Annotated in this window: 38 protein-coding genes; 26 read left to right on the top strand and 12 right to left on the bottom strand. The window is 53.6% G+C overall.

What is annotated here, in order from left to right; genetic code table 11:
* The first annotated feature begins 109 nt into the window (after positions 1-109).
* The gene (locus ACOI7Z_RS16570) at positions 110-763 is read left to right on the top strand and encodes a LuxR C-terminal-related transcriptional regulator (RefSeq protein WP_032454048.1); all 654 of its coding nucleotides are present in this window, start codon (positions 110-112) and stop codon (positions 761-763) included.
* 51 nt (positions 764-814) lie between these two features.
* Here the strand turns inward: ACOI7Z_RS16570 and ruvX are convergent, their stop codons facing one another.
* The 9 genes from ruvX to ACOI7Z_RS16525 all read right to left on the bottom strand — a co-directional run bounded on the left by ruvX (position 815) and on the right by ACOI7Z_RS16525 (position 8,392).
* Positions 815-1,231, bottom strand: a complete 417-nt coding sequence (gene ruvX / locus ACOI7Z_RS16565) for a Holliday junction resolvase RuvX (protein WP_004205178.1) — start codon at positions 1,229-1,231, stop codon at positions 815-817.
* Complete coding sequence (locus tag ACOI7Z_RS16560) at positions 1,231-1,794, bottom strand: YqgE/AlgH family protein (RefSeq protein ID WP_002916603.1); 564 nt, start codon at positions 1,792-1,794, stop codon at positions 1,231-1,233. Before ACOI7Z_RS16560 ends, ruvX begins: the two co-directional genes overlap by 1 nt.
* A 174-nt stretch (positions 1,795-1,968) precedes the next feature.
* Positions 1,969-2,919, bottom strand: a complete 951-nt coding sequence (gene gshB, locus ACOI7Z_RS16555; RefSeq protein WP_004205176.1) for a glutathione synthase — start codon at positions 2,917-2,919, stop codon at positions 1,969-1,971.
* Positions 2,920-2,939: 20 nt separating this feature from the next.
* Positions 2,940-3,671, bottom strand: a complete 732-nt coding sequence (gene rsmE / locus ACOI7Z_RS16550) for a 16S rRNA (uracil(1498)-N(3))-methyltransferase (protein WP_023290991.1) — start codon at positions 3,669-3,671, stop codon at positions 2,940-2,942.
* Positions 3,672-3,762: 91 nt separating this feature from the next.
* The gene (gene endA / locus ACOI7Z_RS16545) at positions 3,763-4,470 is read right to left on the bottom strand and encodes a deoxyribonuclease I (protein ID WP_086074962.1); all 708 of its coding nucleotides are present in this window, start codon (positions 4,468-4,470) and stop codon (positions 3,763-3,765) included.
* Positions 4,471-4,564: 94 nt separating this feature from the next.
* Positions 4,565-5,065 carry a SprT family zinc-dependent metalloprotease gene (locus tag ACOI7Z_RS16540; RefSeq protein ID WP_032428989.1) on the bottom strand — a complete coding sequence of 167 codons (501 nt, stop codon included), beginning with the start codon at positions 5,063-5,065 and terminating at the stop codon, positions 4,565-4,567.
* A 77-nt stretch (positions 5,066-5,142) separates the two neighbouring features.
* The gene (locus tag ACOI7Z_RS16535) at positions 5,143-6,537 is read right to left on the bottom strand and encodes a sugar porter family MFS transporter (RefSeq protein ID WP_004205171.1); all 1,395 of its coding nucleotides are present in this window, start codon (positions 6,535-6,537) and stop codon (positions 5,143-5,145) included.
* Between the two features lie 382 nt (positions 6,538-6,919).
* Positions 6,920-8,074: a methionine adenosyltransferase gene (gene metK / locus ACOI7Z_RS16530; protein ID WP_004205170.1), complete on the bottom strand. Its 1,155-nt coding sequence runs from the start codon at positions 8,072-8,074 to the stop codon at positions 6,920-6,922.
* A gap of 159 nt (positions 8,075-8,233) precedes the next feature.
* Complete coding sequence (locus ACOI7Z_RS16525; protein WP_170927795.1) at positions 8,234-8,392, bottom strand: hypothetical protein; 159 nt, start codon at positions 8,390-8,392, stop codon at positions 8,234-8,236.
* A 148-nt stretch (positions 8,393-8,540) separates the two neighbouring features.
* On the opposite strand from ACOI7Z_RS16525, the gene ACOI7Z_RS16520 reads away from it, so the two are divergent.
* The 4 genes from ACOI7Z_RS16520 to speB all read left to right on the top strand — a co-directional run bounded on the left by ACOI7Z_RS16520 (position 8,541) and on the right by speB (position 12,045).
* The gene (locus tag ACOI7Z_RS16520; RefSeq protein ID WP_418272254.1) at positions 8,541-8,690 is read left to right on the top strand and encodes a hypothetical protein; all 150 of its coding nucleotides are present in this window, start codon (positions 8,541-8,543) and stop codon (positions 8,688-8,690) included.
* An 84-nt stretch (positions 8,691-8,774) separates the two neighbouring features.
* On the top strand, positions 8,775-8,906 hold the full coding sequence (gene yqgB, locus ACOI7Z_RS16515; RefSeq protein WP_002916578.1) for an acid stress response protein YqgB: 132 nt from the start codon (positions 8,775-8,777) through the stop codon (positions 8,904-8,906).
* A gap of 8 nt (positions 8,907-8,914) precedes the next feature.
* Positions 8,915-10,891, top strand: coding sequence for a biosynthetic arginine decarboxylase (speA, locus tag ACOI7Z_RS16510; RefSeq protein ID WP_004205167.1), 1,977 nt, complete (start codon positions 8,915-8,917; stop codon positions 10,889-10,891).
* Positions 10,892-11,124: 233 nt separating this feature from the next.
* A complete protein-coding gene (speB, locus tag ACOI7Z_RS16505) occupies positions 11,125-12,045 on the top strand; it encodes an agmatinase (RefSeq protein ID WP_004205166.1) in 921 nt (306 codons plus the stop codon).
* Between the two features lie 132 nt (positions 12,046-12,177).
* Here speB and ACOI7Z_RS16500 read toward each other — a convergent pair whose 3' ends face one another.
* The 3 genes from ACOI7Z_RS16500 to ACOI7Z_RS16490 all read right to left on the bottom strand — a co-directional run bounded on the left by ACOI7Z_RS16500 (position 12,178) and on the right by ACOI7Z_RS16490 (position 15,687).
* Positions 12,178-13,446: an OprD family outer membrane porin gene (locus ACOI7Z_RS16500; RefSeq protein ID WP_087848591.1), complete on the bottom strand. Its 1,269-nt coding sequence runs from the start codon at positions 13,444-13,446 to the stop codon at positions 12,178-12,180.
* Positions 13,447-13,823: 377 nt separating this feature from the next.
* Positions 13,824-14,582, bottom strand: a complete 759-nt coding sequence (locus tag ACOI7Z_RS16495; protein ID WP_017899781.1) for a M48 family metallopeptidase — start codon at positions 14,580-14,582, stop codon at positions 13,824-13,826.
* 340 nt (positions 14,583-14,922) lie between these two features.
* Positions 14,923-15,687: an XRE family transcriptional regulator gene (locus tag ACOI7Z_RS16490; RefSeq protein ID WP_225378269.1), complete on the bottom strand. Its 765-nt coding sequence runs from the start codon at positions 15,685-15,687 to the stop codon at positions 14,923-14,925.
* 158 nt (positions 15,688-15,845) lie between these two features.
* Between ACOI7Z_RS16490 and ACOI7Z_RS16485 the strand changes: the two genes are divergently transcribed.
* The 21 genes from ACOI7Z_RS16485 (at position 15,846) to ACOI7Z_RS16385 (ending at position 26,331) form a co-directional block, all read left to right on the top strand.
* Positions 15,846-16,109, top strand: a complete 264-nt coding sequence (locus ACOI7Z_RS16485; RefSeq protein WP_023158148.1) for a helix-turn-helix domain-containing protein — start codon at positions 15,846-15,848, stop codon at positions 16,107-16,109.
* A gap of 4 nt (positions 16,110-16,113) precedes the next feature.
* On the top strand, positions 16,114-18,174 hold the full coding sequence (locus ACOI7Z_RS16480) for a Mu transposase C-terminal domain-containing protein (RefSeq protein WP_420702402.1): 2,061 nt from the start codon (positions 16,114-16,116) through the stop codon (positions 18,172-18,174).
* A 9-nt stretch (positions 18,175-18,183) separates the two neighbouring features.
* Positions 18,184-19,077 carry an AAA family ATPase gene (locus tag ACOI7Z_RS16475; RefSeq protein WP_420702400.1) on the top strand — a complete coding sequence of 298 codons (894 nt, stop codon included), beginning with the start codon at positions 18,184-18,186 and terminating at the stop codon, positions 19,075-19,077.
* A gap of 8 nt (positions 19,078-19,085) precedes the next feature.
* Positions 19,086-19,301 carry a hypothetical protein gene (locus ACOI7Z_RS16470; protein ID WP_126066056.1) on the top strand — a complete coding sequence of 72 codons (216 nt, stop codon included), beginning with the start codon at positions 19,086-19,088 and terminating at the stop codon, positions 19,299-19,301.
* 19 nt (positions 19,302-19,320) lie between these two features.
* Positions 19,321-19,554, top strand: coding sequence for a hypothetical protein (locus ACOI7Z_RS16465; protein WP_032415574.1), 234 nt, complete (start codon positions 19,321-19,323; stop codon positions 19,552-19,554).
* Between the two features lies 1 nt (position 19,555).
* The gene (locus ACOI7Z_RS16460) at positions 19,556-19,747 is read left to right on the top strand and encodes a hypothetical protein (RefSeq protein WP_420702399.1); all 192 of its coding nucleotides are present in this window, start codon (positions 19,556-19,558) and stop codon (positions 19,745-19,747) included.
* Entirely contained in the window at positions 19,740-20,378 is a 639-nt protein-coding gene (locus ACOI7Z_RS16455; protein WP_032430457.1) for a DUF3164 family protein, read from the top strand. Before ACOI7Z_RS16460 ends, ACOI7Z_RS16455 begins: the two co-directional genes overlap by 8 nt.
* A gap of 1 nt (position 20,379) precedes the next feature.
* Complete coding sequence (locus ACOI7Z_RS16450; protein WP_020804721.1) at positions 20,380-20,568, top strand: hypothetical protein; 189 nt, start codon at positions 20,380-20,382, stop codon at positions 20,566-20,568.
* Between the two features lie 240 nt (positions 20,569-20,808).
* Positions 20,809-21,345, top strand: coding sequence for a hypothetical protein (locus ACOI7Z_RS16445; protein ID WP_115244556.1), 537 nt, complete (start codon positions 20,809-20,811; stop codon positions 21,343-21,345).
* Positions 21,338-21,562: a hypothetical protein gene (locus ACOI7Z_RS16440; protein ID WP_116953966.1), complete on the top strand. Its 225-nt coding sequence runs from the start codon at positions 21,338-21,340 to the stop codon at positions 21,560-21,562. The genes ACOI7Z_RS16445 and ACOI7Z_RS16440 overlap by 8 nt, the downstream gene beginning before the upstream one ends.
* Entirely contained in the window at positions 21,559-22,098 is a 540-nt protein-coding gene (locus tag ACOI7Z_RS16435; RefSeq protein ID WP_420702396.1) for an HD family hydrolase, read from the top strand. The genes ACOI7Z_RS16440 and ACOI7Z_RS16435 overlap by 4 nt, the downstream gene beginning before the upstream one ends.
* Before the next feature lie 157 nt (positions 22,099-22,255).
* Entirely contained in the window at positions 22,256-22,585 is a 330-nt protein-coding gene (locus ACOI7Z_RS16430) for a DUF977 family protein (protein WP_074185589.1), read from the top strand.
* Positions 22,566-22,781 carry a hypothetical protein gene (locus ACOI7Z_RS16425; RefSeq protein WP_023158160.1) on the top strand — a complete coding sequence of 72 codons (216 nt, stop codon included), beginning with the start codon at positions 22,566-22,568 and terminating at the stop codon, positions 22,779-22,781. Before ACOI7Z_RS16430 ends, ACOI7Z_RS16425 begins: the two co-directional genes overlap by 20 nt.
* A 59-nt stretch (positions 22,782-22,840) precedes the next feature.
* The gene (locus ACOI7Z_RS16420) at positions 22,841-23,317 is read left to right on the top strand and encodes a gp16 family protein (protein ID WP_064141739.1); all 477 of its coding nucleotides are present in this window, start codon (positions 22,841-22,843) and stop codon (positions 23,315-23,317) included.
* Positions 23,262-23,696 carry a Mor transcription activator family protein gene (locus ACOI7Z_RS16415; RefSeq protein WP_071994706.1) on the top strand — a complete coding sequence of 145 codons (435 nt, stop codon included), beginning with the start codon at positions 23,262-23,264 and terminating at the stop codon, positions 23,694-23,696. Before ACOI7Z_RS16420 ends, ACOI7Z_RS16415 begins: the two co-directional genes overlap by 56 nt.
* Before the next feature lie 10 nt (positions 23,697-23,706).
* Positions 23,707-24,186, top strand: a complete 480-nt coding sequence (locus ACOI7Z_RS16410; protein WP_149553275.1) for a hypothetical protein — start codon at positions 23,707-23,709, stop codon at positions 24,184-24,186.
* Between the two features lie 83 nt (positions 24,187-24,269).
* Positions 24,270-24,923 (top strand): glycoside hydrolase family 19 protein, encoded by a 654-nt coding sequence (locus tag ACOI7Z_RS16405; RefSeq protein ID WP_115244560.1) that lies wholly within the window; start codon positions 24,270-24,272, stop codon positions 24,921-24,923.
* Positions 24,905-25,153 carry a DUF2644 domain-containing protein gene (locus ACOI7Z_RS16400; RefSeq protein WP_023158165.1) on the top strand — a complete coding sequence of 83 codons (249 nt, stop codon included), beginning with the start codon at positions 24,905-24,907 and terminating at the stop codon, positions 25,151-25,153. The genes ACOI7Z_RS16405 and ACOI7Z_RS16400 overlap by 19 nt, the downstream gene beginning before the upstream one ends.
* The gene (locus ACOI7Z_RS16395) at positions 25,143-25,778 is read left to right on the top strand and encodes a hypothetical protein (RefSeq protein WP_420702392.1); all 636 of its coding nucleotides are present in this window, start codon (positions 25,143-25,145) and stop codon (positions 25,776-25,778) included. The genes ACOI7Z_RS16400 and ACOI7Z_RS16395 overlap by 11 nt, the downstream gene beginning before the upstream one ends.
* Positions 25,775-26,020 carry a hypothetical protein gene (locus ACOI7Z_RS16390; RefSeq protein ID WP_020804737.1) on the top strand — a complete coding sequence of 82 codons (246 nt, stop codon included), beginning with the start codon at positions 25,775-25,777 and terminating at the stop codon, positions 26,018-26,020. Before ACOI7Z_RS16395 ends, ACOI7Z_RS16390 begins: the two co-directional genes overlap by 4 nt.
* The gene (locus tag ACOI7Z_RS16385; protein WP_023158167.1) at positions 26,017-26,331 is read left to right on the top strand and encodes a hypothetical protein; all 315 of its coding nucleotides are present in this window, start codon (positions 26,017-26,019) and stop codon (positions 26,329-26,331) included. The genes ACOI7Z_RS16390 and ACOI7Z_RS16385 overlap by 4 nt, the downstream gene beginning before the upstream one ends.
* The last annotated feature ends 1 nt before the right edge of the window (position 26,332 follow it).

Raw genomic sequence — 26,332 nt, 5'->3', positions numbered from 1 at the left:
CGTTTCAATTTGTAAATTGCTAAGGCTATTTATAAATTCATGACTGATTGTATATTTTTTTATTCATTTAACCACCATGACGGTGGATAGCAGCTAAGGAGAGTTTTAAGTGATTAATTTAAATGGAAATTCATCATCTTCTCGTCAGGTTACATTTATTACCCACCCGTCAATCCAGAGTAAAGCCTTTGCCAGCTATCTCAGCGAAACCCTGATGGCACCGGTAGTTTTACAAAATATTAATAAACCGCTGGCGCAGCGACTGGCGAAAGACTCTGTAATATTATTTGATATCGCCGTTTCAAATAAGAAATTAAACGGGGTGTGGCGAGATATTATTCGGCTGCAGTCAGATAATCCCCGCTTGCTGATTATCAACAGCGCGCAAAAGTATGAGTTATACGAAATGGCGCAGTGGCCGGCTTTATATGGCGTGTTCCGTCATGACGATGATGAATCGCGCTTAATTGAGGGCGTCAAGGCCGTGCTGAACGGCGAACAGACGGCTGAATTGAGCGTGATGCACCCGGCGATGTACGCTGCGGACCATACATCGGCGCCGGTTGAAAACTCGCCGCTGACCGAACGAGAATGCGAGATCCTCAACGAACTGCGCTGCGGCGCGACCAACCTGGATATTGCCCGCGCGCTGTTTATCAGCGAGAACACGGTGCGGACGCACCTGTATAACGTGTTCCGTAAGCTGAGCGTTAAGAATCGCACCCAGGCGGTGAGCTGGGCTAACGAACATCTGCGCCACTAGGCGGGAGGATCTGCGCCGTTAGCGGTTCGCCGGCGGCGCAGAAGACAGAGCTTAAAAGCTCTGCTCGAAGTAGCTTTCCAGAATGACCACCGCAGAGGCCGAATCGACGCTGCCTTTATTCAGCGCCCGATAGCCGCCGTGTTCGAACAGGCCCGCCCGGGCCTCAACCGTACTCAGACGTTCATCGTGGAGAAGGATCGCGACGCCAAAGCGGCCATGAATTTTATTGGCGAAATTACGTGCGCGCGCCGTCAGCGGTTGCTCGGTGCCGTCCATATTCAGCGGCAGGCCGACGATTACCGCCTCAGGCTGCCACTCCTTTAGCAGTTTTTCGATGATATTCCAGTCCGGTTTACCGTCCTGCGCCTTCAGCGCCGGCAGTGGCCGGGCGGTGGCGGTGATGCGTTGCCCCACCGCCACACCGATGCTTTTCGTCCCGAAATCAAAGCCGAGAAAGGTTCCGCTCATCATGCATGCCCCGCGACGCCTGGCATCGTCACGATGTCGATGCCAATCAGTTTAGCCGCCTCGCGCCAGCGATCGGCGATGGGCGTACGGAAAAGAATATTCTGGTCCGCCGGGGCGGTGAGCCAGGCATTATCTAAAATCTCCTGCTCCAGCTGCCCTTTCTCCCACGAGGAGTAGCCCAGCGCAACCAGCACGTTGCCCGGCTGCCGGTCGGTGCCTAAGGTTTCGAGGACATCCCGCGAGGTGGTGATCACCGTGTTATCCGAGATACGGATGCTTGAGGAAAAGTCAGAGGGCGGGGTATGTAAAATAAAGCCGCGGTCTTCCGCCAGCGGGCCGCCCAGCATCACCGGTTTATCCAGGCGGATCTCCGGATTACGCGGCTCCGGGACAATTTTGAGCTTCTCAAGGATCCCTTCCACCTGCAGATTTTCCAGCGGCTTATTGATAATAATGCCCATGGCACCCTCGTCGTTATACTCGCAGATATAGACCACGGAGCGGCGGAAAATGGGGTCCTGAAGCGCAGGCATGGCAATCAGAAAGTGATGCTGTAAATTCATTGTCAGAGGTTCTGTTCCTGGTTCAAAAAGCAACACCCAGTATGCGGGCAAAGTAGAATGGTGTCGATGCACTTTATCTGGCAGGCGCCTGAGCGGCGCCTGGCTGGAAGGGTTTCACCAGCGCGGCGATCCGCGCTCGCTGTGCCCTGAGCGGACGTTCGTCCGCCGTAGTGCTTATCGGGCGAGACGTCTTTCGATAGCGTCCATCAGCATGCCGGTGATCGAAATATCCGGGAAGGCGGCTTCGATCTCACGTACGCAGGTGGGGCTGGTGACGTTAATTTCCGTCAGACGGTCGCCGATGATATCCAGGCCGACGAAGATAAGACCTTTGGCCTTCAGCGTCGGGCCGACGCGGCGGGCGATGTCCCAGTCGCTTTCGGTTAGCGGGCGGGCTTCGCCGCGGCCGCCGGCGGCCAGATTGCCGCGGGTCTCGCCGCCCTGCGGAATGCGCGCCAGGCAGTAAGGCACCGGCTCGCCATCCACCACCAGCACGCGCTTGTCGCCATCTTTAATGGCTGGCAGATAGTTCTGCGCCATGCAGTAGCGGCTGCCCAGCTCGGTCAGCGTCTCGGCGATCACCCCAAGGTTCGGATCGCCGGCTTTGACGCGGAAAATAGAGGCGCCGCCCATGCCGTCGAGCGGCTTCATGATGATATCGCCGTGCTTTTCCCAGAAGGCTTTCAGCTGGGCTTTATTACGGGTGACCAGCGTTTCCGGGGTCAGCTCGGAGAACCAGGCGGTGAACAGCTTCTCGTTACAGTCGCGCAGGCTCTGCGGCTTGTTGACGATAAGCGTGCCTTTCTCTTCCGCTCGCTCCAGAATATAGGTCGCATAAATAAATTCGGTATCAAACGGCGGATCCTTACGCATCAGAATGACGTCAAGATCCGCCAGCGGCAGGTCCTGTTCGCCGGTGAAGTCATACCATTTGTCGTAGTTCTGTTCGACGCTCAGCGTGCGCGTCCGGGCGCGGGCTTCGCCGTTGATCAAATAGAGGTCGTTCATCTCCATGTAATGGAGTTCATAGCCGCGACGCTGCGCCTCCAGCAACATAGCGAAGCTGGTGTCTTTCTTGATGTTGATGGTTGCGATGGGATCCATCACGATGCCGAGCTTGATCATGGTTCTTCTCCGTTAACGCCTCAACCTAAGTCGCCAAAACGCACCTGCAGGGCGGTGATGGCGGTGAGCGCAGTAGTCTCTGTACGCAGAACGCGCGGTCCCAACAGGATATCAGTAAACTGGTATTTCGCGGTCATCGCTATCTCTTCAGCCGACAGCCCGCCTTCCGGGCCAATCAGCAGACGGACGCGTTCAACCGGCAGCGGCAGCGTGTTAATGCTGGCGCTGGCGCGCGGGTGCAGGTTGAGCTTCAGCCCGCTGTCCTGCTCGGCGCACCACTCCTCCAGCTGCATCGCCGGACGAATTTCCGGTACCACGTTACGACCGCTCTGTTCGCAGGCGGCAATAGCGATTTTCTGCCACTGCTGGATCTTTTTCTGCAAACGTTCAGCGTCCAGTTTAACGCCGCAGCGCTCGGAAAACAGTGGCGTTATGAGGCTTACCCCGAGTTCGATCGATTTCTGGATGGTGAATTCCATTTTTTCGCCGCGGGACATCACCTGGCCTAAATGGATATGCAGCGGCGATTCCCGATCGTCGGGTTCGCCACTGAGGACTTCAACCGCGACGTTTTTTTTACCGGCCTCGGTGATGACGGCGTCAAACACCTGGTTACTGCCATCGAAGAGCTGAAGGTGCTGACCAGCGGTCATGCGCAGGACGCGGCCGACGTGGTTGGCCGCGTCATCGCTCAACGCGATCAGGCTGCCGACAATGAGGCGTTCTGGATGATGGATGCGAGGAATGCGCATGCTTGATATTCCGTTCTTTGCGCAGATGCCAGCTTCCCGCCATTGGGCGGGAAGCACAGGGCTGCAAATTAACAATTGCCGCTAGTGTAGGTTAGCTCTTTTGCGCCTGGCAAGCCTGCAGGACATACGGATTATGGTTGCCCTGTACTTTCGCGATGCGTTCATCGCGTTCACACTCCCAGGCGGTGACCGGGTACTGTTTATTCCAGGCGGTAAACAGCTGAGTTTGCTGGCGGGAAAGATTCAGCTGGTAGCGGTCGCGCATATAGAAGTAGGTGCGGGCGATGGCGCCGCGTGCGCGGGCAGGGGGCTCGGCGATTTTATCTTTAAAATCGACCTTCATGGTGCACTGGCCGTACTGGCCTTCACCGCCGTTCCACTGGCTGTACATAAAGTTGCCGCGATCGCCATTCACTTCTCCCACCGCCGGCTGCAGATTGTGCATGTCGCTTTCCATCTTGCGGTACTCCGGATCTTTGGCGCAGTTTTTACGTCCACCATCCTGCCAGCACTGGCGCTGATGGCCGAACTGCCACGCCGGCACCACGTGTTCCCACTCAACCCGGCTGGCGCGGTTCTCATTTTTACGCACTTTATAGCCGCAAGATTCCAGATCGATAACGCCTTTTTTACCCTGCCAGTCAATTTTACAGCCGCAGTAAAAGTCGCCGGGAACGTCGGCGTTTACTTTGACGCCAGCGGCCTTGGCCTGGGAAAAGCTGGTAATTTCGGCGGCCGCAAGCGGGCCACTCACTGCCGTGCACAATACTGCAACGGCTAAAACATGCATACGGGACATCGTTCACTCCGTGTCAAAACGAGCCCGCAACGTAGCGAATGAGGGTGCCGGATGCAATCAGTCAGATCAGAAAGTTTCTAATTAATTCCAATGGTTATTTTTCAGCCACCAGCAGATCGCCGCAGCGCACGCAGCGGTAAGTGGCTTCGCCGCGCACCACCCGGTTATGGCGACGAACGGTGAGCTGATGCTGCTGGCAGCGGCAGCGGTAGGGGAAGGTATTCTGGCGGACCGAATCAAGTTCAAAACGGTGGGTGCGACGCGCGGGAACGCCCAGGACGCTCTCCATCATCCATTTCCACTCTTTGCCGTGCGGGGCTACCCGGCCAAAGTGTTGCCACACCAGCAGGTGCGCCAGCTCATGGGGCACCACTTCATCGATAAACTCCTGCTGATTCTCCAGCAGCAGCACCGGGTTTAAACGAATTTCGTTTTTCTCCAGCCAGGCGGTGCCGGCGGAGGTACCGCGCTGCTGGTAGACCAGCGTCGGCTCCGCGTAGCGGCGTTCCAGCTTGAGGTTCGCTTTGGCGAGATGCTCCCGCAGGCTGCGCATCACGGCCTGCTGAATAGCGATGGGAATACGGGGTGTTTTCATAGCGCCAGAGGATAGTGCGGCGGAGGGGGGAGAGCAAGAGGAAGCTTCCTCCCGTGAGGGGAGGAAGCTCAGGCGGGTTAATCGCGGGCGCCGATCTCGCGCAGCGGACGACCCTGCATCAGGTTGCGTTCGATATGTTCCAGCGAGACGTTTTTGGTTTCCGGGATCAGCCACAGCGTCAGCAGGATAAACAGCACGTTCAGACCGCCGTACACCCAGAAGGTGTTGGCGCTGCCCAGCGAATTGAGCATGGTCAGGAAGGTGGCCCCGACAATCATGTTGGCAATCCAGTTGGTCGCTGTGGAGCAGGTGATACCGAAGTCGCGGCCTTTCAGCGGCTGGATTTCGGAACACAGTACCCAAATCAGCGGGCCGGCGCTCATGGCGAAACCGACGATAAACATCAGCAGCATCAGGACGGCGATGTACTGGGCGGTTGAGGAGTGAATGCCGATGTGCATCATGCTGCCCAGCACGCCCATCCCCGCGGCCATGACGATAAAGCCAAGGATCAGCGTCGGTTTACGGCCCCAGCGGTCGACCAGACCGATGGCGATAAAGGTAGCCAGCACGTTAGTCAGGCCGACGATCACCGTCCCCCACATCTGCTCGGTGGTGTTGGCATAGCCCGCCAGCTCAAAGATCTTCGGCGCGTAGTACATGATGACGTTCATCCCGGTGAACTGCTGCATCACCTGCAGCAGAATGCCGAGGAACACCGCGCGGCGGAAGTTGCTGTTGTCTTTAAACAGCGACCAGCCGGACTGTTTTACCTTCAGGCTTTCGCGGATCTCGTCGAGTTCGCGTTTCGCTTCGGCGCTGGTATCGCGCAGGCGCAGCAGCACGCGCTCGGCATCGACAAAGCGACGTTTAGCGGCGAACCAGCGCGGGCTGTCCGGCAGGAAGATAACGCCGATCAGCAGCAATACCGCCGGAATAATGATTACGCCGAGCATCCAGCGCCATGCGCCGCTGTAGCTGAAAGCGGTGTCGGAGAGGTAGGCGCCAAGAATACCGATGGTGATCATCAGCTGGTACATGGAAATCATACTGCCGCGAATTTTCTCCGGAGCGATTTCCGACAGATACAGCGGCGCGGTGTAGGAGGCGACGCCCACCGCCAGGCCCAGCAGCACGCGGGAAACCAGCAGGATCTCGACGTTTGGCGCGGCGGCGGAGAACAGAGAGCCGGCGACGAAGAGGATGGCGCCGATCATCAGGCTCTTTTTACGGCCCAGTTTGAAGGAGAGCCAGCCGCTGCCGACCGCACCGACGGCGGCGCCGAACATCATGGAGCTGACCACCCACTCCTGAGTGTGAGCGGAAATCTGGAACTCATTGGCAATAAAGGGTAACGCACCCGCAATAACACCGATATCAAGGCCGAACAGCAGGCCAGCCAGCGCGGCGAGGAAACAGACGAAGAACGTCATGGTCTTGTTTGAACGCCCTTGTTTTTTGTTGTCAGGCATAACGCCCTCCAGTTGAGTTATTGATTCTGTCGATGGTTAGCGTAGGACACTCGTCGGTAAAAAAACGTGATTATAGTCACGGCTGTGTAATCGTTTCCACAAAGGTAAAGAAACGTAATTCATTAAATGCTTTTTAAATCAGCAATATAAATAAGGATAGACGACAATTTTAAAAACGGTAATCAGAGTTAACCGAAACAATATGTAACATTGTGAAAAATGCGCCCATGAGAAGGCGCTTGCAGGCAGCAATCGACCATTGTCATGATGTAATCGCTTTCATTGCATCGCCGCGGTTCGCTGAAGCAGGGCATGGGAGGGTGGGTAACGGACATAAAAAGGCCAGCGCGAGGCTGGCCTTGAAGAGTGGAAGCGGGGGAGATTATTTCAGACCAGCCGCTTCACGTAGCAGGGCCGCTTTGTCGGTTTTTTCCCATGGGAAATGTTCGCGACCAAAGTGACCGTAGGCAGCGGTTTCTTTGTAGATCGGGTGCAGCAGATCCAGCATCTGAATCAGGCCGTACGGACGCAGGTCGAAGAACTCGCGCACCAGCAGGGTCAGCTGTTCAGAAGGCACTTTTTCTGTACCAAAGGTTTCCACCATGATGGAAGTCGGCTCTGCAACGCCGATGGCGTAGGAAACCTGAATTTCGCAACGGTCAGCCAGGCCTGCGGCAACGATGTTTTTCGCCACATAGCGCGCCGCATAGGCTGCGGAACGGTCAACTTTAGATGGATCCTTACCGGAGAAGGCGCCGCCGCCGTGACGAGCCATGCCGCCGTAGGTATCGACGATGATCTTACGACCGGTCAGACCGCAGTCGCCCATCGGGCCGCCGATAACGAAACGGCCGGTTGGGTTGATGAAGAATTTAGTGGACGCGCTCAGCCATTCGGTTGGCAGAATCGGTTTGATGATCTCTTCCATCACCGCTTCCTGCAGCGATTTCTGGTCGATATCTTCCGCGTGCTGCGTGGACAGCACCACCGCGTCGATGCCGACGATTTTGCCGTCGTCATACTGGAAGGTCACCTGGCTTTTCGCATCCGGACGCAGCCACGGCAGGGTGCCGTTTTTACGTACTTCAGCCTGGCGCTGCACCAGACGGTGAGCGTAGGTCACCGGCGCCGGCATCAGCACGTCGGTTTCGTTGGTGGCGTAGCCAAACATCAGCCCCTGGTCGCCTGCGCCCTGTTCCAGCGGATCGGCACGGTCAACGCCCTGGTTGATGTCCGGAGACTGTTTACCAATGGCGCTCAGTACGGCACACGAGTTGGCGTCAAAGCCCATATCGGAATGCACGTAGCCAATTTCGCGGACGGTGTTGCGGGTGATCTCTTCGATGTCAACCCATGCGCTGGTGGTGATTTCGCCGCCTACCAGCACCATGCCAGTTTTGACATAGGTTTCACATGCGACACGCGCTTTCGGATCCTGCTCGAGGATCGCATCCAGCACGGCATCGGAGATTTGGTCAGCAATTTTGTCAGGATGCCCTTCTGATACGGACTCAGACGTAAAAAGGTGTTTTGCCATATTTTATTTCACCTGTGGACGATTCGGATAGCTCATACTGTTGTGTAATGTGGCTTTGGTGGATAATCAGCGCAAAGCCGCGCAGGTAGCGACACGAGCAGTCTGAGTGTTAATCAGTATAGACGGATTAACTTCTGGACGGCTATTTTAGGTCAAATCTTAAGCCCATTTCCAGCCTTTTTTGATGGCGGTCGCATTTATCGGAAAACTCGCCTGGCAAATTTTCCTGACAACCGCGCAAACCTGCACATTTTTATTTTGCTTTTTACCCCGCTTCTCGGTATAAAACGCCGCGCGCGGCTCATTTAAAAAGCGCACGGGGATCTCCCCGTGGTGCCACTTCCAGCCGGGTTAAGCAGTCTGTATTTACAGAATCTCGCAACGGCATAGCGCCTGTTGCCCGGTATGTATAGCTTTGGCTTGTCGCCGACCCTGACCCAGGGCGGTGTGGAGGTGATACCAGATAATGAACCAACGTTTTTCGCTTGATTCGTCGCGTCGTTCTGTCGCGCGTCAGCACTCCGCAACCTGCATCTCTCTCATGCAAACCAGCCGATGTTCACCCCATCTCGGCGCTTCTCAGGATTCCAGGGCCGGTCGGTCGTCAGAAAACTGAACAAGGGCGCTCTTGCCTGGCAAGAGTTTTCTCGTGGTTTCTCCGGACTGTCATACTCTGTTCGGCTACGTGTTTTACGATGATATGAATAAGAAACCGGTCGCGCAGTCGCAAAACCAGCAGATAGTGCTGGGCTTTAGGACTGTTCATGGGTTGTTATCGCATCTTTGGACTGCGATAGTAGTTAACTGTCTTACACTTATTATTAAAAATTGAGGTTCGCTATGTCTGACGACATGTCTATGGTTTCGCCTTCGTCAGCAGGCGAACACGGTGTACTACGTTCCATGCAGGAGGTAGCGATGAGCTCCCAGGAAGCCAGCAAGATGCTGCGTACTTATAATATTGCCTGGTGGGGCAATAACTATTATGACGTCAACGAACTGGGCCACATCAGCGTTTGCCCGGATCCGGACGTCCCGGAAGCACGCGTTGACCTCGCTGAATTAGTCAAAGCGCGCGAAGCGCAAGGGCAACGCTTGCCGGCGCTGTTCTGCTTCCCGCAGATCCTGCAGCACCGCCTGCGCTCAATCAACGCTGCATTCAAGCGCGCGCGCGAATCCTACGGCTATAACGGCGATTACTTCCTGGTCTACCCGATCAAGGTGAACCAGCATCGTCGCGTCATCGAATCGCTGATCCATTCCGGCGAGCCGCTGGGTCTGGAAGCCGGTTCGAAAGCGGAACTGATGGCCGTGCTGGCGCACGCCGGGATGACCCGCAGCGTCATCGTCTGTAACGGCTATAAAGACCGCGAATACATCCGCCTGGCGCTGGTGGGCGAGAAGATGGGCCACAAGGTCTATCTGGTCATCGAGAAGATGTCGGAGATCGCCATCGTGCTGGAAGAGGCCGAGCGCCTGAACGTGGTGCCACGCCTTGGCGTGCGCGCGCGTCTGGCCTCACAGGGGTCCGGTAAATGGCAGTCTTCCGGCGGCGAGAAGTCCAAGTTCGGCCTCGCGGCGACCCAGGTTCTGCAGCTGGTGGAAATCCTGCGTGCCGCAGGACACCTCGACAGCCTGCAGCTGCTGCACTTCCACCTCGGCTCGCAAATGGCTAACATTCGCGATATCGCCACCGGCGTGCGTGAATCGGCGCGTTTCTACGTCGAGTTGCATAAGCTGGGCGTCAATATCCAGTGCTTCGACGTCGGCGGCGGCCTGGGCGTGGATTACGAAGGCACCCGCTCGCAGTCTGACTGCTCGGTGAACTACGGCCTGAACGAATACGCTAACAATATCATCTGGGCCATCGGCGACGCCTGCGAAGAGAACGGCCTGCCGCACCCGACGGTGATCACCGAGTCCGGCCGCGCGGTGACCGCGCACCACACCGTGCTGGTTTCCAACATCATCGGCGTGGAGCGCAACGAATACACCGAGGCGACCCCGCCGGCGGAAGACGCCGCGCGCCCGCTGCAGAGCATGTGGGAAACCTGGCTGGAGATGCACGAAACCGGCAATCGCCGCTCGCTGCGCGAATGGCTGCACGACAGCCAGATGGACCTGCACGATATCCATATCGGCTACTCCTCCGGCACTTTCAACCTGCAGGAGCGCGCCTGGGCAGAACAGCTGTATCTGAACATGTGTCATGAAGTGCAGAAGCAACTCGACCCGAGCAACCGCGCCCATCGCCCGATTATTGATGAGCTGCAGGAGCGCATGGCGGATAAAATCTACGTCAACTTCTCGCTGTTCCAGTCGATGCCGGATGCGTGGGGGATCGATCAGCTGTTCCCGGTGATGCCGCTGGAAGGGCTGAACAAGTCGCCGGAGCGCCGCGCGGTGCTGCTGGACATCACCTGCGACTCGGATGGCGCCATCGATCACTACGTGGACGGCGACGGGATCGCCACCACCATGCCGATGCCGGAATATGACCCGGAGAACCCGCCGATGCTGGGCTTCTTTATGGTCGGCGCCTATCAGGAAATCCTTGGCAACATGCACAACCTGTTCGGCGATACCGAGGCGGTAGACGTGTTCGTCTTCCCTGACGGTAGCGTTGAGGTTGAGCTGTCCGACGAGGGCGATACCGTGGCGGATATGCTGCAGTACGTGCAGCTGGATCCCAACACGCTGCTGACCCAGTTCCGCGATCAGGTGAAAAACACCGGCCTGGACGACGCGCTGCAGCAGCAGTTCCTCGAAGAGTTCGAGGCGGGTCTGTACGGGTACACTTATCTGGAAGACGAGTAACCGCTGATGCCCGGTGGCGTTGCGCTTACCGGGCCTGCGTATGGCGGCCGCCTAAGGCGAAGCCGTCATCCGGCGGAAGGCGATACTCACTTGAACCCGTATGCATTACCGGCGATAATTCACGCCAATAAGCGATTTATCTATCAAACCCTTCCTCGTCGGGCCTAACGACGCGGAGGGGTTTTTTTATACTTATTTTTTACGTTCCACGACTGTGAAAAGAGGTCATATCCATGAGCACTTTAGGTCATCAATACGATAACTCCCTGGTATCCAATGCCTTTGGCTTCCTGCGTCTGCCGATGAATTTCATGCCCTACGACAGCGATGCTGACTGGGTGATCACCGGCGTCCCGTTCGATATGGCGACCTCCGGGCGCGCGGGCGGCCGTCATGGCCCGGCGGCGATCCGTCAGGTTTCCACCAATCTCGCCTGGGAGCACAACCGTTTTCCGTGGAACTTCGACATGCGCGAACGCCTGAACGTGGTTGACTGCGGGGATCTGGTGTACGCCTTCGGCGACGCGCGCGAAATGAGCGAGAAGCTGCAGGCCCACGCCGAGAAGCTGCTGGCGGCCGGCAAGCGCATGCTCTCCTTTGGCGGCGACCACTTCGTTACGCTGCCGCTGCTGCGCGCCCACGCTAAGCACTTCGGTAAAATGGCGCTGGTGCACTTCGATGCCCACACCGACACTTACGCCAACGGCTGCGAGTTCGACCACGGCACTATGTTCTACACCGCGCCGAACGAAGGGCTTATCGATCCGAACCACTCCGTACAGATCGGTATTCGCACCGAATTCGATAAAGATAACGGTTTCACCGTGCTTGATGCGGGCCAGGTTAACGACCGCAGCGTCGATGACGTGATTGCCCAGGTGAAGCAGATCGTTGGCGATATGCCGGTGTACCTGACCTTTGATATCGACTGCCTGGATCCGGCGTTTGCGCCAGGAACCGGTACCCCGGTTATCGGTGGGCTCACCTCTGACCGCGCGATCAAGCTGGTGCGCGGTCTGAAGGATCTGAACATCGTCGGGATGGACGTGGTGGAGGTCGCCCCGGCCTACGATCAGTCCGAAATCACCGCCCTGGCGGCGGCGACCCTCGCGCTGGAGATGCTGTACATCCAGGCGGCGAAGAAGGGCGAATAACCCGAGGTCACCCCAACCCTCTCCCTTCCGGGGAGAGGGTACCGCACGGCACAGGGGGTTAATCAAGGCGCCGGACGGTTGCTCCTGCGGGCCGGGAGAGGGCCGACCCGCAGGAGAGGGTTCATCACGTGCTTAAAACACGTTAAATGGATATTCGACGTAGAACCGCACTTCATTACCGCTGACGTTATAGTCGCTGGCGTTGCTGGAAACCCGCAGTACCGAATAGCGAAGCCTGAATTTCAAATCTTTCGCCGCCCCGTTTTGCACCTGGTATTGAACCTGGTTGAACCATTCATGTTCTTTGCCGTTGCTGGTCTCTGACGTTTTAATGTTATCCCCGCGCACGTAGGCGGTGGTCCAGGTCAGCCCCGGTAGCCCCAGCCCGGCAAAATCCAGTCCATATGATGCCTGCCAGGAGCGTTCATCTTCGCCGTTAAAATCAGACCAGTAGGAGTTGGCCAGCCAGATGGTGTTCCCGCCATCGCCGACGCCGCCCTGGTTCTGGTAACCGCCGTAGTGGTAGCCGGTGCTGCCGCTGCTTTGCTGGTAAGCGACCTTAAAGGTATGGATATCCCAGATGTAGCTGGCGGCCAGGCTCCAGATACTGTTGCTGCGTCCGGTGTCATTGGCATCGGCATATTGCTGATCCAGGCGTGAGTGATAGCCGTTGAAGTCGAGAACCAGCTGTTGGTTGGCGGCGAACGGCTGCAGATAGTTCAGGCCGAGATACTGTTTGTTCAGCACATCTTCGACATGCGACGCGTACAGCGCGCCGCTGAGCTGGTCATTGAACCGGTAGCTGGCGCCGCCGAAGGACAGGCTTTTCAGACCGCTGTTATGGCTGTCGTCGCTTTTACGCTGCTGATCGGTCAGGTAGCCGGCGTTAATTTCCAGACCGTCGATTTCGCGTGAGGTCAGCATGGTGCCGGTATAGCTCTCGTAGAGCAGGCGCGAGTCGTCGGCGTAGACAATAGGCAACATCGGGCGCAGACTGCCGTAGCTGAGCACGGTATTCGAAAAGCGCATTTTGCCGGTGGCGCCGAATTTCGCGAGGTCGGATTTTGCCCGGCCGTCGTCATCCTGGGCGAAAAAGTCGATCCCGCCCGCGCCGCTGCGGCCGCGGCCGCCGTCGAGGCGCACGGCGTACTGGGCGATGCCGTCCACGCCGAAGCCGACCGGCCCCTCGGTAAAGCCGGATTCGAAGGTGGCGATAATTCCCTGGCCCCATTCGGCTTTATCCGGCAGCCCATCGCGATAATCGCGTTTGATATACGCGTTACGTAAAAAGAGATCCAGATGGCTGTCTTCAATAAAGCCCTGGCTGGTAGATTGTTGGCTGGCGAAAGCCGGCGCGGCGGCAATAATGCCAAGTGCGATGAATGATAATTCTTTTTTCACTGAGGGCACTTCTCTGTCTGTCGATATATTCAAGGGAATCACTGCAATCGCGATATTCTCCTGAAATAATGTCAAAAGCAATCATTGTGTGAGCAATGGTATCGGCAGGAAACAAGCGGTGTGGCGCGCGCCGGCCAGGTTTGGCGAAGAGGGGTGGACTATTTAATATTTGGTCTAACCCGCTTCTGAAAGGCGGATTGTGTACGCCGTTTTTCATTTGCCAAATAATATTTTGCTGAGTAACAGCATATAAAATAATTGGCTGCGACGAGGTGAAATAATAATTAACGGTTTGTGCGCTTAAGTTATCAATTGATGCGGCTAAATATTTTTACTGGCAGATATAAAAGGGAGGCAGTCATGCCTCCCGCTGGCGATTATTTAATCCCGTCGGCCTTCATGCGATCGCGAATATGCTGGGCGCGCGCTTCTGAGGCCGGGTGATCGTCAAACATCGAGCTCTGACGGCCGGCTTCCAGCTTGGCCAGTTTCTCGAAGCTGGTGGCCAGTCCCGACGGATTGATGCCGCGCTTACGCAGCAGGTCGTAAGAGTAGTCATCCGCTTCCGACTCCTGGCGCTGGGAGAACTGCGAGTTCACCAGTTTTTCACCCAGATCGCCGAGCTGCGACTGGGACAAGCTGCCGACGATGCCGCCGGCGGAGGCCGCCGCCGCGCGCACGGCGTTGGTGCCCAGGGCGACCTGCATGCCTTTCTTCACATGGCCCAGCGCGACGTGGCCCATTTCGTGGCCGATCACCGCCTCGACTTCATTATCGTTCATCAGATCCATCAGCCCGCTGTAGACGCGGATGCAGCCGTTAGCCATGGCGAAGGCGTTGACATCCTTGGTCTCATAGACCTTGTAGTTCACGGGCTGACCATTGATGTTATCGCCCAGCGCGGCCGCGATTTTGTTCAGCCGCTGGCTGTATTCACTGCTGGCCGGGGCGATTTTCGCTTTGGCGTCCATCTCTTTACAGGCCTGGTCGCTTAAGGTTTTCACCTGCGCGTCGCTGAGAGAGTATGCCTGGAAGGCTTCGGCCCCTGAGCTGAGCAGGCCGTTGGAGTCCATGTTCTGACATCCGGTGAGCGTTGCTGCGATCCCAAGAGCAAGTACGGTTGAGCGAATTTTCATTTTTTATCTTCCACAATCTTATGGTTGTTTATCCGACAATACGGCGACGGCAGGGAACCGTATTCTGCGTAAATTATAAAGAGTATCGCAGGATGCGGGCGAGCGGATTCCGGCGTAGCACAACCTGTTCCAGAGATTTCTTATGTGGGGAGGTGATCGTTTCTGCATGCGTGGATCACTGCCGAGAAAAAGGGGCGAAGCCTTACGGGACAAGGCTTTGGGCCGGGCAAGCCGTATCTGCACGGCTGGTCGGAAAATGAGATTTTATTATGATTTATGCGATGAGTTTTGCACTATTACAGATTGTTAGTGTTAGTTATTAATAGTCTTTTAATCACGTTTAAATCACCCTTCCATACCACACAACCTTTCCTACAACATCAAAATCGCTAGGTATGTTATCCAGATCGATTATGAACGGCTCAAACGCTGGGTTAGTGCTGCTTATGCGCAACTGAGAGCCAGGCAAGCGCTGGACGCGTTTCACCAGTAACTGGCTATCCAGGCGAATAACATAAATACCTTCTCTTGGGTCTCTATCATCATGGTTAACGAGAATAATATCTTTGTCGTTCAGGACACCCATCATGGAATCACCGACTACGCTAATGACAGAAAGCTTTCGTGGATCAGCTTTCAGGTGGTTTATGACCCAATAGCGGCGAAAACTTACTGTAAACATTGGACTTTCATCATCGTTCCATGCTCCATAACCAGCTGAGGCCGACACGTTATAGCGGGGAACAAAAACAAATTCTTCCAGATCTACGTGATTCCCTTGCACATCAACAGCTGTTGAGCTGCTTATTGACGCAGGAAGCTGTAAGGACTCGGTCTTTTCATCGCCAGTAATCAGCCATTCAACAGATACCTTTAAGCATTCAGATAGCTTCAAGATATGTGTTGCGCTTGGTTCTCTATCCTCGTTTTCCCATGCTTGTAAGGTTGATAACGCTACTCCTAGCAGCTCGGCTACGAACTGCCTAGACAGTTTCAAACCTTCTCTCCGAGCTCTTATGCGCTTACCAATTTCACTCTTCAGGTTGTTTTCAGGTTCATCTGACATATCACGCAAATTCCCATAGTTTGTTTTCGAGTTTTTCATGTTGCTTTTAAGTGCTTGTTTTTAATTTATTTAGGCCGTTTTATAGGCTTTCTCGATTAGATCTCAACCTGAAAACAGAAAAATAAGATTGTTTTCGGGTTGATATAACTCGTTTTTGATCATATTGTACTTATGAGTTGAATCACGGAGATTAACCAATGAGTACATTAGAGAGCGCAAAAAAAAGCCAGAAAGAATCTGACTGGCATAGGGCCGATATCGTTGCAGCTCTTCATAAGCAAGGATGGTCGTTGCGTCGTCTGTCCCTGCATCATGGTTACAAAAGCGCTGGGGCCTTGAAGAACGCTCTAGATCGCCCATGGCCAAAAGGCCAAAAAATCATCGCTGATGCTATCGGGATCTCTCCCGATGAGATATGGCCTACTCGTTATCATAAAGCATTTTCAGGTGAATGGAATTAAGCATATGAACCAGATTAACCTGAAAACGCATTATACCGCTCAGGAATTAGCTGATTTTCGGCTTCCTGGATTACCTGAAACCAGACCTGGGATCGTTGCTCGGGCCAAAAACCATGGGTGGGATTCGCGTGCAAGAGCGGGTCGTGGAGGTGGTAACGAGTATTCAATTGACAGCTTGCCTGACGAGGCCCAGCGCGCTCTCAGGGAAAAAATATATCAATCGGTATTAGCGACTAAAACGACGGTAATAGGCGATCGTTCAAGTGAAGTTAAGGGCCTGAAACCACGCAGGGAACTTACGCTTATTCGTCAATGCCCTGCGTTGCTTGAGCGTGAAGTGAACTCACTGACAGTAAAGCAAAAGCAAATCGCAGATGCCCGTGCGGTGTTGGCCATGGAAGTAGAGAAGCTTAGGGATGCTGGAATGTCACGCACAGCGGCAGTTAATTTCGTCTCCATGGGGTCACGAAAAGGCTCGCTCCCCGAGCACCTGATGAAAGCGGCAGAGCTTGCTAATGCGCGTAAAGGCAACAGTCGCGCCGGAGTCGGTACCCGTAGTCTGCAGGAGTGGGTGAGCGTCTTTGAGTCAACAAAACCCGGTATCGAACGTATGGCCATGCTGGCACCCGGTCATCTTAAAGCGAAGAAACCTGAGCAGATTAAATGGTTACCTGATTTCCTTGCTCACTGGCGTAACCGTAAAGGGCCGAGTCTTACCGAGGCATATCGTGATTTCAAAGCTGAATGGACTGCTCTCTATGCTGGCCAGCCAGCAATGATTGAGGCGTGCCCTTCCTATGATGCAGTTCGCCGGGCGATGGAAAAACTGCCCCGCCGTGAGAAAGCACGGGGCCGTGTCAGTGGTTCTGCTGCGCTGGCTTATGAGTGCTTCCAGAAGCGTGACTGGTCTCTGATGCCAGTTAATGGCTGCTGGATTGCGGATGGTAAGTCACTGGAAATGAAGGTCGCACATCCCGATCATGGTCGCCCATTCACGCCTGAACTGACGCTGATTATTGATGGCCGGACACGTTTTGTTGTCGGCTGGAGCCTGGCTTTATCTGAAAGCGTTATCGCAGTGGCTGATGCCTACCGGTACGCCATGCGCCACTTCGGAAAGCCGCTGTTTGTTTACTCGGATAACGGTGGTGGTGAAACCAACAAAACCCTTGATGCTGATGTGACGGGTATTTTCAGTCGCCTGGGTATTGAGCACCCGACCAGTATACCAGGACGTCCTCAGTCTCGCGGGATCATTGAGCGACTGAATAAGGGTATACCGCGCCGTGTTGCCATGCAGTTTGACACCTTTAGTGGTGACAGCGCTGACCGGGAGCACGCACGTATTACAGCACGAGCTATTCAGTCAGCTGTAAAGGCGCAGGAGAATGGCCGCGAACTTACACCGGTACAGCGTACAGCTTTGGGGAAACTGCCCTCCTGGCAGCAGCTGCTTGACGCCATCGCTGAGGAAGTGGACGTCTACAACAACACGCATGAGCACCGGGAACTGCCTAAGCGTAATGGTAAGCATATGACGCCGGCAGCGTATCGCCGCGCCGTTCTTGAGGCGGAAGGTGATGAGACGGAATATCTGACGGACGTTGAGTTGCGTGAAGCGTTCATGCCTGAAATGGTCCGTACCGCGCAGCGTGGCTGGTTACGTCTGTTCAATAACGATTATTTCTCAGAAGAATTGATCCAGGTCGACAGCGAAGACGTGCGCGTGGCCTTTGATATCCATGACCCGCAATCCGTCATTGTTCGCCGGATGGATGGCTCTTATGTCTGTACCGCCATCTGGAATGGCAATAAACGTGCAGCGATACCGGTCAGTGCAATGGATGTAGCCGTTGAGAAACGCCGTCAGCGCCGTATGAAACGCGTTGAAGAGAAAGTCCTGGAGATTGAAGCCGAAGGCCGCTCCGTTCTGCCTGGGCAGCGATTTGATGACCTGGGGAGCTTTATCCCTGCTGAATATATCGTTGAGAAAGAAGAAGAGCCGTATTTCTTCCTAGAAACTGACCGCGACGAATATATGAAAAAAATCGGCAATAGCCGGTAAGGAGAGTTTATGAGCATACATGTTGAACTGAATGACCTTATGACCCGCAAAGGCTACAGCCAGACACAGGTAGCCAGGGCCATTGGCAAAAGCACAGCGGTTATTAATCAATACCTGCAGGGTAAATATGCCGGTGATGTTCCTGCAATTGATGCACTGGCACGTAGCTTTATTAACCGCGAAGTGGAAAAGGAAAAATCGCAAAAAATTACAGCTCGTTTTGTCCCTACGGTCACGTCTCGCAAGGGAATGGACGTCATCAGATATGCGCATCTTGATGGCGATCTCAATGTTATTTATGGCGCTGCGGGTCTTGGTAAGACGATGATTTTGCGTGAGTACGCCGCCCAACATCGTGATGCCTTACTCATTGAGGCTGACCCGGGGTATACGGCTCGTGTGGTTCTGGAAGAACTCTGCAGCCTGCTGGGGATTAGTAAGCGCGGAAATATGCATGAACTCAGCGAAGCCTGTATCGCGGCTCTGCGTGATTCAGGTCGTCTTCTGATGGTCGATGAGGCTGAAAACCTGCCATACCGCGCGCTGGAAACCTTGCGTCGGATCCATGACAAATCGGGTATTGGCCTGGTACTGGCTGGAATGCCTCGGCTCATCATCAACCTCAAAGGTAAGCGTGGTGAGTATCAACAACTGTATAGCCGCGTAGGCTTCGCTCTCTGTATCGGTGATTCCCTGCCGCAGAGCGATATCACTGATATTGCGGTCAGCATGCTGCCTGGTGCAGGTAGCCAGGAAGTCAGCGAGGCACTGTTTAAAGCCAGCCATGGCAATGCCCGCCGGTTGTTCAAGCTGGTCCGCGGTGTCAGTCGTCATAGTGAAATCAGTGGTAATGCTGTCAGTGCTGGTGCGGTGCGTAAGTTTGCTGAAATGCTCATTAACTAGGGGGCTGCATGGCCATTATTGAAATTTCGGTCTCACGCAGAGGTAAAGGGGTTCAGGTCCGGACCCGAATGGTCAGGAATGATGATGATTCTGAACTGGTAAGGAATACCGCTAAAAGAATTCATATGTCGCTGGGGGGATTTATTCACGGTCTGGTCGCAAGGATATTCGCAAAGGTTGAAAATATATCGCCATCCCCGGCAGATAAAAACAATATTCACTAACCCATGGTCAGGAGTTGCTATGTGCCGTTTACCAATTAACGATCCAAAAATGATGGCCCCGATTAACCGCCTCATGCGTGGCGGCCTGCAGGTACTGGACATTAACACCCGGTTCCGTCGCCCTATCGTCGAAGTTGACCGCCCGTTTGAGTCGTGGCGCGGCAAGGAAGTCGAGATTACTGAGCGTAAGGACGGTAAAAGCTCACAGGTCAAAATGCTTATCTGGCGCGGGATGCATGTTATCTGGAGGTAGTGTGGCTGAGATAGTTATTACGCTCACTGAAAGCGGCGAGAACCTGAATATATCCGCGATTATATCAGCAGAGAAAAAGGATTCCCGTTTAGTTAAAGATGTTTCAAACATTATTGCACCGTTAATACTGGCGACTGCCAGTACAGAAATCGCTAAATTTTTTCAACATTTAAATGAGGCCCATCATGGATAAGAAAGAAACACAATTTACTGCAGCGACTGTTCCGGCTGATTACTGGATGGATGCCAAAGGTGCGTTAATCCCGGTAAAACTGCTGAAACCCATCGACCTTGCTCGTGATGCTCTGGTCGGCGAGATCGTTACTAAGGCGATTGAGCTCAATAAACTGATGAAGGAGTTTAAAAATAATTCCTTTGCGGATATAGCAGCATTCGTTGACCTGTCAGCAAATGAATACGATGTGAAACTGGGGGGGAAGAAAGGTAACGTCACACTTTTCACGTTTGATGGTCGCTATAAAATTCAGCGAGCTATGGCTGACCGTCTTGCCTTTGATGAGCGCCTGCAGGCTGCCAAAGAACTTATCGATCAGTGCCTGTCCGACTGGACCGAAGGTGCGAAGCCAGAGTTGAAAGTCCTGATTAACCGGGCTTTCTCAACTGACAAATCAGGTGAGGTCTCTACGGGGGCGGTTCTGGCCCTTCGGCGTTATGAGATTGATGACCCGCGCTGGCACAGTGCCATGACTGCAATCGGGGAATCAGTCCAGATTGTGGCAACAAGTGCCTATATCCGTATTTATGAGCGTATTGGTGACACTGACCAGTACCGTCCTGTTGCTCTGGATATGGCGGCGGTGTGATATGAACGCGAAAGAATTTAACCGTAAATATAAATCAGGTACTGCCTTCTGGCATCAGCGTCCAGATGAAAAAGAGCGCCGGGCGGTAAGAACTGTCGCTGCTGCTATGGATTTGAAGTCAGCGACAATTGTGGAAATTAACGTAGAGCCATGGCTTGCAAACGTGAACTCACTTACTCGTCAAAGTTAATTAAATAATAAGTGCTTTTTAAATGGCGTAATGCGTCAGGGGATGCTTACGCCTGAATACAGGATATCAATCATGAAAATATCTTTAGACAGTGTTTTTGAACGTGTGATGGCGTGTACTCACCTGCGTGCAATAACCTGGTTGATAATCGTTAGTTTTTGCATTGTCTTCTTGGGTTATTGCATTTTTTACGGGTTAAAAGCCTGGGAGTTGTTATTGACGATGTTTAAGGTGGCTTAAATGGGATTTTATAAAACGACTCAAAAAGCTGCTCTTGATGCGTGGGACAATGAAATTCATCAACGTGCAGAGCTGAAAGAGAAAGCACTCGAGTTTGCTAAAAAATTCGGCGGCAAACCGGTATTTTGCGGTGATGCTACAGACTTCCGCTTTCACGGTCTGTCATTCGATGCTGCGCCACTGATTGGCCATAGTAGTTTATGGACGCTCTCCCGTTCGCAGAATGGTTACACCCGAGAACCACGAGGTAAGAGCCGCATTCCCCGTGAGCGCCGCGCGGAACATCTGCAGCTGCTGGACGCATGGGATGAGGGGCGTCCCACAGAAAGAATTTCAAGGGAGCCTTACTGGAAAGCGCTGGGCCTTGAATGGGGGATGTTGATCCTGTGTGGTATCACCCATTTTCGGGTCGGGGATGTCATTTATTTCAAAACCTCCACCACTCCATCTAAAGGCTCCGGCGTAATAGAAATTGTTGAATCTGAATATTACGACGCTGAAATAGCGCTGAATATGACAGGAGAAAGCCATGGCTGATTATCTTTGCGTCTCCGGTTGTGAGATCCAGGAGATGGGCGACAGACGCATTTATCACCTGAATAATAGCTCCGTTGTTATCGAGCATCCGAAATACCCAGGTAAGACCCGATTTCAGTTTTATACCCATAGCGGGCAGTCAATCCGTAAGCCTGCTGATAAGACCGCAATGAAACAGGCCGTAGAACGTCACAAAAAACGCTGGAGATTAGCATGAATACTGCAAACCATTTTATTACCACCGGGTCAGGTCAGCACTTTTATTTTTGTAATTCTGGTCCTGATATTGTGTATATCGAAGATATCGCCCTGGCGCTTTCTAACTTGTGTCGTTTTACTGGCCATCTCGACGAGTTCTACAGCGTCGCGCAGCATTCTGTACTGGCCAGTTACCTGGTGCCGTCTGAGTTCGCGCTTGAAGCACTCCTGCATGATGCCAGTGAGTGTTACTGCAATGATATTGCTGCGCCGCTAAAAGCCCTGCTACCGGATTATCGTGGCATTGAAAAATGGGTTGAAGGTTTAATCAGCCAGAAGTTTGGCACGCCTGAAACTATCAGCCCGGAGGTCAAACAGGCCGATCTCATTATGCTGGCTACTGAGCGGCGGGATTTATTTATTGATGATGACACTGAATGGGCCATTCTTCGGGGGATTCAGCCGACGAATGAATTTACGATTAATCCTCTTCTGCCCCGCCAGGCAAGAAAGCTGTTTATGGAGCGCTGGCATGAGCTCAGTTCGAAAGTCTGATAAATCAGAAAAGCTGAAACTGATGGAGGAAGCATCACGGTTCAGAAATGCGAAGGAACGCCGTCTCTTCTGGACTGACATTGTGACCATCCTTCTTTCATTTTTGCTTCTGTTTATATTTAACATCGTTTTACAGAAATGATTAATGAGGTGTTTTATGGGGAATATAACCCGGGAAAAACGCGATAGCTTTATAAAGCAAATCATTGATGAAACCAGACTAAGAGGACGCCTTACGGTTCGTGATGCCTGCCAGATGTTAGGGATGAACAGAGATGCAGTTCAGCGTTACTTCAAAATTGCAGAAAATAGCGGAGAAGTTTACCGCCATGGGAATCTTGGGTTGTTTCCTGATTACAGGGCGACAATTAAATTTGACCTGCAGCGGTATACCAGCAAGAAGGCAGCAAAAGATAATTCGCAGGGTCAAAAACTTAACAGTGCTTCTGATTGTCTTCGGAGGACTCATGAAGTACCTGCTCCGTAATATATCCGCCGATATTTTTAACCGGCGTTATCCGGTGGGGTCCCGGTTTCGGTACTACATCGTTCCCGGAATGCCAGAGGTTGAAGTGGTCACCACCACATCCGAGGCCTGGCATGTACGTAACGGCCGGCTGGTCGTCCGGGTGGAAGGGAAAATCGGGGGCGTGTCGGTCAACAAACTCGAACCCATTCAGTGAGTCATTCTTGCAGGCACTTTTATGAGTGCCTGCCGTAATGGCAACCAACAGGAGGTAATATGTCCACTCCAGCAAAACGCGGCCTTATTGGGGCCATCAAAGCCGGCCAGTCTCATCTGGGCTGGGATGACGCAACTTATCGGGCCGTTCTGGCGCGTCTGTGCAACGGCAAAACTTCATCCACTAAATGTTCCCTTGAGGAGCTGCAGGCCGTGCGTGAATACATGCACGACCAGGGTTTTCCACGCCAGTCAGCACGTCATGGAAAACGTCCTAACGTAGCCCGTTCACGTAAAACCATGCTCAGCAAAGTTGAAGCTTTGCTTGCAGATGCGAAACGGCCGTGGAATTATGCCGAGAAAATGTGCGATCATATGTTTCAGGTTAAGCGCGTCGAATGGTTAACAACCGAACAGTTGACCAAACTGATGCAGGCGCTGGCCATTGACGCAAAACGGCGTAAAAAACGGGAGACAACCGATGAATCTGCAACAGGTAACAGAGCTACTGCCCCCGGTAGTCATTCAGATAGCTGACCTTATCGGCTTCCCCGCCACTGAACGCCTACTTTCAGCGTTCGGTGGTACAACCTTTCCGATCGGAAAAGGTCTTCGCGCTCTAGGTGCTCAACGAGCCGCTCTCCTTCGCGATACTATCGGCGACCATAACGCTCAACTGCTATTCAAAAACTTTGGTGGTTTTCCACTTTATCTTCCGCGTTGCGAGCAGGCATTACGTGAACTGCGTAACCTGCGGTTTCTCGCTGATTTTGATGAGGCAAGCCGGAACGGCACATCATCGCTAATGGCGATGACGATTTTGTGTCCTAAATATGGATTTAGCGATCGCACTGGTTGGCATCTGCTGGCTCAGAGAAAAATAACCATCAAAACTAGTCAAGGGTCATTGTTTTAAAAGGATTTATATGAAATACAGCGCATTTATTTTACTAATGATGAGTTTCTGTATTGGAGCCAAAATGATTCCAAACACAGAAATGGTAAATTTATATAATAATCAAATACCTCAGACTCGAATTTTAATGTCTGAATTAAATGAAGTAATGAAAATTACTGAACCAGTATTTGATTTATATAAGCATATGAGAGGCCTGACTCCTGAGGCAGTAGCCCTAAGCCAGCATCTGATGCAGATCCAGGAGAAAAGTGATGAATTATATGGTAAAGCGCCAATAGCCACACCATTTACCTCTTGCCGTAGTCTCACTGGCGTTGCTTATAACTACTGGATTGAAAAACTTGATAGCTTGAACACACAAAATGAAAAACGCTTAGATGCATTGTTTGAACAATACAATAAATTGGTTAAAGAATGCTCGAAACAGATAAAAACACCACCTCCAAAAATGGTTGAAGAGCTGGCAATTATTGATGTAACACAATGAACCCACTGAAGCCCCTCAATCTGATTTACTGATCCCCCTCTCGCGATACTGACACCACCTTTACTTTTTGTGGTGTCAGATTCATGAATCTCAACGATTTCCAGCGAGCCGCCGGCATAACACAGCAGCGGGCGCAGCAATGGCTTGAACCGCTGAATGCGGCAATGGCTGAATTCTATATCAATACCCCGCTGCGCCAGGCTGGCTTTATCGCACAGTTGGGGCATGAGAGCCTTCGGTTTACCCGGGTCGTCGAAAGCCTGTACTACCGTGATGCTGCGCGTCTGGCGATGATTTTCCGTTCTGACTTCGATCTCAACAAAAATCGTAAGATTGAGCCGTCAGAACTGGCACTGGCCCAGCAGTTCGTCGGCAGGCCGGAAGCGACCGCCAATTTTGTCTATGCCAACCAGGGCGGAAACGGCCCGGAGTCTTCCGGTGACGGCTGGCGCTATCGCGGCCGCGGGTTAATTCAGATCACCCTCAAGAACAACTATCGAGCCTGCGGGCAGGCGCTTGGGCTGGACCTGCTGAAAAATCCCGACCTGTTGCTGGACCCGGTGAACGCTGCCCGTTCTGCCGCCTGGTACTGGTACCAGCATGGCTGTAATGCGCCTGCGGATGCGGCCAACGTGGTAGAAGTCACCCGCAAAATTAACCCCGCGCTGGTTGGTCTCGATGACCGTGCCATGCTTTTCGAGAAAGCCCGGAGGGTGTTATGTCCCTCAAAGAACTGATTTCTAACCCGTCGGGCCGGCTCAGCACCTCCGACACTATTACTTTTTTTACCTTCCTGGTCACGTCCGCGATCGTCATCTGGTACGGCTACAGCCTGCAGCTGCAGGAGTGGATGTTTACCGCCTACATCGTCGCCTGGGCGGGTCATAACATCGGTTCAAAACTGGTGGCCATGAAGCGTGACCAGCCTGCATCCACACCTAACGGAGGCACCCCCGATGGCCAGTAAACTCTGGGCGCTGGTTAAACCGCTGCTCCCCTGGCTGGTTGCTGTCGCACTGATTCTTTTCGTCGGTATCTGGATCGGGATTCAGGTGACAGCCAGCCAGATGCGTGACGACGTTCAGACGGCGAACAACGCTACAGCGACCGTTCAGAAAGCCTTCGACAATTACAAAATTGAGCGTGAAAAAACAGATGCCGATAAGGCCAGACAAAACCATTCGCAACTGCAGGCTCAGGTGAATCTCGCCGAGCACTACCGCCAGCAGGCGGACAAATTGTCCGGGGAGCTGCTGGCCAAAGGAAAGGCATTGACGATTGCACAGCAAAAACTGAGGGAAAAAACTGATGAACTTGCACGTAAAGATGGTCCTGGCTGGACTGGTATTGGTCCCGGGGCTTTGTGCCTGTACGGGCAAAACCTCGGCTATCCCCTCGGACCCGGTTGCGGTGAATATCTGTCAGCAGCCAACGGCGGAAATGCTGGAAATTCCGGCGATGCCGGCCGCGCCGGAGGCGGACTCTCCCCCCGGGGCATCCTCGGGCACAGTAACGCCTACGGCGAATGGTGCCAGCTCATTCGCAACAAACTAAACACCATTCGCCAGCTCTACGGTAAGGAGCCGCAATGACCCCTGACCAGATTTATCAGATATTGCTTGGCGGTCTTGGGCTCTTCGGCGGTATCTGGATACGCCGGCTGCAGTCGGATATTCGGGACCTCGAAAAAGCCGTTGAGCGTATCAAGGATGAATATCAGCGCCGGGAGGATTCCCGCCGCGACCATGACCAGCTGATAGACCGCATTCGCGATATCAAGGAATCGGTTGATCGCGTACTCGAAAAACTGGACAAGAAGGCAGACCGGACATGAAGGCCAGACAAAAGCGGCGTCAGCGTCGTATCACTACAGCAAACGTCACAGCGTCACCCCGGCTCACCAGCGATGACCCGTTACTGCTTCTGCAGAAATTACTGACCGAGCAACGTCAGCCGCTGTCATCCGACATCATGCCCGAACTGGAGAAAATCTCCGGGGCGGTGATGCGTATCGATCGGCGTATTGATGCGATGGAAAGCCGGGTTATCCGTCAGGGGGCTATCTCCGGTGGACTGACCGGGGCGCTGTCGGGCGGGCTGGTCGTGACGACCATTTCCTTAATCAAGGCCAAGATGGGGTTCTGAT

The organism is Klebsiella sp. C283, from assembly GCF_048822555.1.
GTDB classification, from domain to species: Bacteria; Pseudomonadota; Gammaproteobacteria; order Enterobacterales; family Enterobacteriaceae; genus Klebsiella; species Klebsiella quasipneumoniae.
The sequence above is the reverse complement of the archived record's forward strand: the minus strand, read 5'-3'. Positions and strand labels throughout refer to the sequence as shown.